Source organism: Pseudomonas sp. GM49, from assembly GCF_000282355.1.
GTDB lineage: Bacteria > Pseudomonadota > Gammaproteobacteria > Pseudomonadales > Pseudomonadaceae > Aquipseudomonas.
The window spans coordinates 1-4,350 of the sequence record NZ_AKJL01000161.1 but is presented as its reverse complement, the minus strand read 5'-3'; the positions used below and the strand labels follow the sequence as shown (position 1 = coordinate 4,350).

Genomic DNA, 4,350 nt, shown 5'->3' with positions numbered 1-4,350 from the left:
CAGCCATACCCAGTCGGGCGGTTTCCGAATGCTTTGCCCAGGCAACCAGCTGAGTGCAGGCTGCCTGCAGCGCCCAACGGCCTAACGGCAGAATCAACCCCGTTTCCTCTGCCAATGGAATGAACTCGCCTGGAAACACGACTCCGCGCTCAGGATTCTGCCATCTCATCAGTGCCTCTGCGCCAATGATACGGCCCTCACTATTCACCTGCGGCTGGTAATGAAGAATGAATTCTTTGTCCTGCAAGCCTTGGCGCAAGTCTACTTCCAGTCTGGCGCGTGCCGTGGCAACCGCCTGCATTTCCGGATCGAAGAAGCGCATGGTATTGCGGCCCGCCGCCTTGGCGCGATACATCGCCAGGTCAGCGCGCTTCATAATATCGTCCACTGTGCTCAGCTGCCCCTGGAACAGCGCAATGCCGAGGCTGGGGGTGCTGTGGTGCTCATATCCATCCAACTGGTAGGAAATGTTCAGAGAGTTGAGAATCTTTTCGCCAATAGCCTTGGCCTGGATAGCTGCTTCTGGAGGATTCTCATTAAGGCCATCCAGCAGGACGACGAATTCGTCTCCGCCCAGGCGAGCCACGGTGTCGCTCTCACGTATGCAGCCGCAAAGGCGCAGAGCAACTTGCTGCAGCAACATGTCGCCTCTGTCATGCCCCAGCGTGTCGTTCAGTGCCTTGAAGTTATCCAGGTCAATGAGAATTATCGCGCTCGTATGCAGGCTACGGGAGCTGCCCGCCAGCAGATGCTGTAACCGGTCCAACATGAGCCGCCTGTTGGCCAGCCCGGTCAACTGATCGTAGAAGGCCAAACGCTGGACCTCTTGCTCAGCGGTCTTGCGGTGGGTGATGTCAGTATTGATCGACAGAACGGATTGCGGCTGGCCATCATCGTCTCGCACCAGGGTTCGATGACTTTCGAGCGTGATGGTGCAGCCATCCCGGCGTCGAAGTGTAACTTCGTCCGCCCAGTCACCCGTTTCTATCAGGCTGTTAGTGGCCGCATTGAAAGCGGCGCTACCCTGGTAGATCAACTCCTGTGCCGATTTGCCGAGTGCCTCTTCCTTTGACAGACCGTAGAGACGCTCGGCACTTTTGTTCCAGTACAGGATGCGGTTATCCATCCCGTGAACGACAATGGCGTCCTGGGCCTTGTCCAGCAGCGATGCTTGCTGGCGGGCCTGCATCTCGCTTTCGCGCAGCACTGCCAGATAACCTTCCCTTTCAGCTGCTTGCGACTCCATTTCGCGCCTGATCTTGCCCCCGTAGATAACGGCCGCACTGACCATCAGTAGCACGAACACCATGATCGCGTATTCGACCCGGCGCAGTTCTTCGACCGACTCAAGCTCCTCCTCCAGGAGCTTGCTTTGAATCAGGCCAACGCGATCCCGCACGGTACTGAGTGAGGCGAGCAACAGGGCAAACTTCCTGTCCATCGTTGCCATGCGTTTGCCGGCATTATCCGACTGCCCCTCCCTGAAGTAGGAAAAGATCAGCAAGGCCTCGTTCACCATTTCGACCATCGCGCCATCAACTGCACCCACCTCATCCTTCAATGCAAGGGTAAAGGCTTGTACATCTGCACTGTGTTCGGCCTCATTGGCGATCCGTACTTCCAACTGTTTTTTGGCCATTGCCAAATGCTCGTTGAAGGCGCGCAAGGCTTCATTCATGTTCCGCGATTCGGCCTCAACATTATGTGTATCGAACACATTATTGCCCGGCGCATTGACTGCGGAAGCCAGGCTGCCCAGCGTTGAATAGCTCGACAGCTGTTGGACCCACGACTGGTTTGCCTTGATGGAGCGGTGATAGGTATCGACGATCAGGTGATTCAATAGCACGCTCAGCACAACAACCAGCACGTCGAATCCCGCAAGAAAAAAGTACATGCGGTGCCATTTGGTCGAGCGCGGCTTATTTGAACTGGTGGGTATGGCTTGCTTTGCGGCGCTTTTACTCCTGAAAAAATCCATTTCACAATCTCCAAACATAATCCTTCTAAATTGCCCAATAGAAGCGGTATTCGGAAACCAGTTAACCTTTTGTGCCGACACCTGAACCTGAGAACACACCGCATGTAGCATTAGCCAAATTTCTTCTCTGTTCTGGATTCACGCTGGTTTTCGTGAGCGAAGCTCCCGAGACAAACAATAGCTACCGAAGCTATACGTCTTGAGTGTCACGCCAACCCAGCCGCACCGTAGCGAAAGTCGATTCGATCCTGAGTGATCCCGACAGATCCAGTCCAAACCCTGCGCCTGCAGGTGCAGGGTTTGCTCCATGTCTACCGGAGTGTCGTTGCGGATTTGCGCCCCTGAACTGGATGCTTCACGCACAATAGTCGGGTGACATAGGGTACGTTGCGGGTCATTTCCGCGCAGCCTGCCGGACTGCCTGATCAGTTTCGACAGCAGACCAAGCATAGCCACTAATTTGCAATTATTCTGTTCGCCGACTGCTCCAGGTCGGTAGCTTTCGGCCACGAGCTGTCATTCGCTGGCACCAACTTTTTGACAGCGGGCTGGCCGCTCGGCCTCCAAAAAGCGGACGCCCCCGCGCTCCGCGACGACTGCCTAATTGACACTAGTCCGCAAGCCAATGGGCGTAAGCCCGGATGTCGATCATCGGCACCGTGCCGATCTCTTGCAACTTCGCGATGAGCTCCAGCAGGAAGGCTGTTGCAGGCTTGCTCTGCTGTGAACAAGGCTCCGCAAGCAATGCGACGCATGCAGGAAAGAAGGGTGCACATGGCAATTTTGCTTTTTGCCGCCACAGGAATGACCGGCTCCACGTGCGACGAAAGTCGTATGGTGGTTGGTGCTGGCACGTGTTAGTGAACGTTTGTCTTGAAAGCGCAATTGCTAATTTGTATCATTCGTTTTCAATTCGCGAAGCAGGGAACGCAGCGCCCAAACAATAATAAGGTCAAGGCAATGCTCAAAATGCTTCTCGTATACGGTCATCTGCTCGCTACGTGTATTGCCCTGGGGAGGGTGTTGCAGGCGGATCACAAGCTTTGGAGTTGGCGCAAGGAAATACTGGACCAGGCGCGGCTTGAGTACCTTGATGAAACTCAGAAGATCGTCAGCTTCGCACTGCTGGCCCTTTGGGCAAGCGGACTGTTGCTGGTGCTTCAGGGTTACCTTACTGATGGCGACGCGTATCTGCTCAATCAAAAACTCTGGGCCAAGGTGACTGTCGTCGCGCTGCTCAGCCTGAACGGTGCATTGCTGCATCGAGTCGGCTTCCCGCTGCTGCAAAAGGCTCCATTCGTCGCGCTGCGCAGTGCAGGCCGCACGCGGCTCGCCTTGTTGGGGGCGCTTTCCATGAGCGGTTGGCTATTCGCCGCATTCCTAGGGGTGGCTCGAGCCTGGAATCACGTGTTGCCTTATCTGCATGTGATGGGCGCATTCGCCGCATTCTCGTTACTGGCTTGTTGCGTGGCACTTGCAGTCGCCGGTAGGGCGGGCAGTATCGGTGCGCAAAAATCCTCGGTACCGGGGTAATGCTGTTCAGTTAAGCGAGAATGATCCACTGCAGGAGCGAGCTCGCTCCTGCAGAATCCTTAACTGAACAGCACTGGTGGTGCTCCCGCCCCATTCAAGTAAGCGGATCTTGTGCGGCTCACCTTCGCTGTCTTCATATTCCAGGGTCACTCCATTCCATAGTGGTAACCCACGACGCGAACACTGGCGCCGGGTTCTGGCAGGGCGTTCTGGGCGAATACGCCAGGCGCGAGACTGGAAATGACGGCGCTTGCCACTGAGGCCAATTTCATTCGGCTGTTCCTCTGCCGGGGTTCGCTTGCCAAGGACTGCATGCGACCGAGGAGGAGAGTGAAGTTCGCTCCACCCGGACGAACGCCCCTTATCCGTGTTGCCTCAGCCGCCGTCACCTCTCGGTGATCACCCGCGATAGAGGCCTCTCGACCACTCGTCCTTTTTCCATAACCGCTAGGCGTTCCCGATAGTTCGACTGCTTGCATAAAGCCGTCGGTCGGCTTTCTCCTGCGCAGGTTGACCCGGAGCCAGAAAGGGCTAACTTACATTGCGTGGGAAAAATTCCCACGCGAAAGATTCAGAGGAAACTGTAAGTCTTACGGGTTCCTCCCATGCCGCTCCCGGATTGCAACGTTGATTGTGTTGGCACCGCTCGCGGTAAATCACCAGGAGAATGCACGATGAACACTTACCTGCTTTTCAAGAAAGGTTTGCTGGCGCTGGCAATCGGTGGCGTCCTTTCTGCTTCCACCGTTTTGGTACCAGATTCCGTTTCCCATGAATCGAGTGCCTATGCCAAGGATGGTGGTGGTGGTGGTGGTGGTGGTGGTGGTGGTGGTGGT

At 55.8% G+C, this 4,350-nt stretch carries 2 protein-coding genes and 1 pseudogene; 1 reads left to right on the top strand and 2 read right to left on the bottom strand.

The features are described 5' to 3' along the window. Nucleotides 1–1,981 (bottom strand): putative bifunctional diguanylate cyclase/phosphodiesterase (locus PMI29_RS14070; protein WP_007998461.1); only part of this gene is annotated, 1,981 nt, incomplete at its 3' end. 960 nt (nt 1,982–2,941) lie between these two features. On the opposite strand from PMI29_RS14070, the gene PMI29_RS14075 reads away from it, so the two are divergent. Next, the gene (locus tag PMI29_RS14075) at nt 2,942–3,514 is read left to right on the top strand and encodes a hypothetical protein (protein WP_007998459.1); all 573 of its coding nucleotides are present in this window, start codon (nt 2,942–2,944) and stop codon (nt 3,512–3,514) included. Nucleotides 3,515–3,520: 6 nt separating this feature from the next. On the opposite strand, the pseudogene PMI29_RS0130150 reads toward PMI29_RS14075, so the two are convergent. After that, nucleotides 3,521–3,786, bottom strand: a pseudogene (locus PMI29_RS0130150) (DUF2790 domain-containing protein). Between the last annotated feature and the right edge of the window lie 564 nt (nt 3,787–4,350).